1 protein-coding gene is annotated in these 1,897 nt (G+C 36.2%); it reads left to right on the top strand.

Annotated elements, in window-relative coordinates:
- Window positions 1-370: 370 nt before the first annotated feature.
- Entirely contained in the window at window positions 371-1,600 is a 1,230-nt protein-coding gene (locus AYJ08_RS22615; RefSeq protein WP_064019553.1) for a DUF438 domain-containing protein, read from the top strand.
- Window positions 1,601-1,897: the final 297 nt, after the last annotated feature.

The following is a 1,897-nucleotide window of genomic DNA, read 5'->3' as shown; positions in this document are numbered from 1 at the left end:
ATATTGATGAAAACGGATTCTTTATTCTGACTCCAGAAAGATTGCAGGAAGAAATCGCATAATGGAAACCTCCCCCGCCTAATCTTTCAAAATAAGAAGTTCATCCTTCAAGTTTGATAAGATGCATCATTTCATAGCCTAAGTGCTATCCCCCATCAGCTTCCTTACACAAATTCTAGTAAAGCCTTAAAAAAGTTTGTGATTTCACTCACAAACTTTTCATTCTCTCTATGCTACACTTTCATTGAGAATTACTATCACTCATTGCTGTAGGTGAGTACACTGGCGAATTGATTGGTTTTAGGTAAATAGATCGCGTTGGTTCTTTATCAAATTATAAGCACAAAGCAAAAAGTAAAGGAGAATTCCTATGAGTGAAATAATTAATAATCGTGAACAAAAAAGCATGAATACATTTGAAAGGCAAGCTATTTTAAAAAAAATTATAAAAAATCTTCATCAAGGGAAAAGTGTAGAAGATGTGAAGGCTCAATTTGAAGAAGCTGTTGGGAATATTACGGTTGCAGAAATTTCTCAACTGGAACAAGCTCTCATGGAGGAAGAAGGAATTCCAGTTGAAGAGGTACAGCGCTTATGCTCGGTTCATGCAGCCATTTTTAAAGGTTCCATTGAGGAAATCCATAGATCAGAAAAACCAGAAGACCAACCTGGCCATCCGATTCATACCTTTAAGCTTGAGAATAAAGAAATAAATCATCTGGTGAACTTCAAACTAAAGCAGCATTATGAGCATTTTGAAAAAGAAGATAAGAAAGAAAACGTTTATTTGCTTATGGAAGACGTAAATATGTTGCTGGATATCGATAAACATTACAGCCGAAAAGAGAATTTACTTTTCCCTTTCTTAGAGAAATATGGCATCTATGGGCCAACAAAAGTCATGTGGGGAGTCGACGATGGCATTCGTAATAGCATTAAAAATGTTAAACAAAAATTAACAAACTATAATGGAGATAAAAAAGCAGTCTTAGATGGCCTTTCTTTTGTTATCCGCGAAGTCAATGAAATGATTTTTAAAGAGGAAAATATCTTATTTCCAATGGCATTACAAAATCTTACGGAAGACGAATGGATTAAAATTGCTCATGAAAGTGATGAGATTGGCTTTTGCTTAACAGGCCCTGCCGGCGTATGGAAGCCTGAAAGACAAGCTATCGCACAACAGTCTATATCTGAAGGGTTTATTCGTTTGGAAACAGGCATTCTCTCTTTAAAGCAATTAGAGCTGATCATGAATCACTTGCCCGTGGATATTACATTCATTGATCAGGATGATGTGGTACGTTACTTCTCCCATGGAAAAGAGCGGATTTTTGCTCGCACGAAAGCAGTAATAGGCAGAACAGTTCAAAACTGCCATCCTCCAAAAAGCGTTCATATCGTTGAAAAACTCTTAGAAGATTTTAAAGCTGGAAACAAAGATTGTGAGGATTTCTGGATTAAGTTTCAGGACAAATATGTATACATTCGCTATTTCGCTATAAGAAGTGAGGATGGAGAGTATATGGGCACCCTTGAGTTTACACAAAATATTAGTCCTATTCAAGAAATTGAAGGCGAAAAACGAATACTCTCCTAAGCTTGAGATTGCCATGAATTACCTTGACCGTTTTCGAAGGAGGCTGAATCCTAGCAGCATAGCGATTCACCCTCCTTAAGCGGTTCATGCTATTGGCTCATTCTTAGGCAATTAAAAATAAATAGTGGTTCGAGTTTGTGAGGGCTTTTTTACGATTATATTCTATATTTTTGAAGGAGCTATTGCTCCAGAAATGAGGATTCCCTATTTTAGCAGCTATGGTGCTTTTCTTATGGGCTTGTAATCAGACTACTTTAAGGATTATCTTTACTCATTAAAATTTAGTTTACATAATGA

This window comes from Brevibacillus sp. SKDU10, from assembly GCF_001645205.1.
GTDB lineage: Bacteria > Bacillota > Bacilli > Brevibacillales > Brevibacillaceae > Brevibacillus_B > Brevibacillus_B halotolerans.
This window is presented reverse-complemented; position numbering and strand designations above follow the sequence as displayed.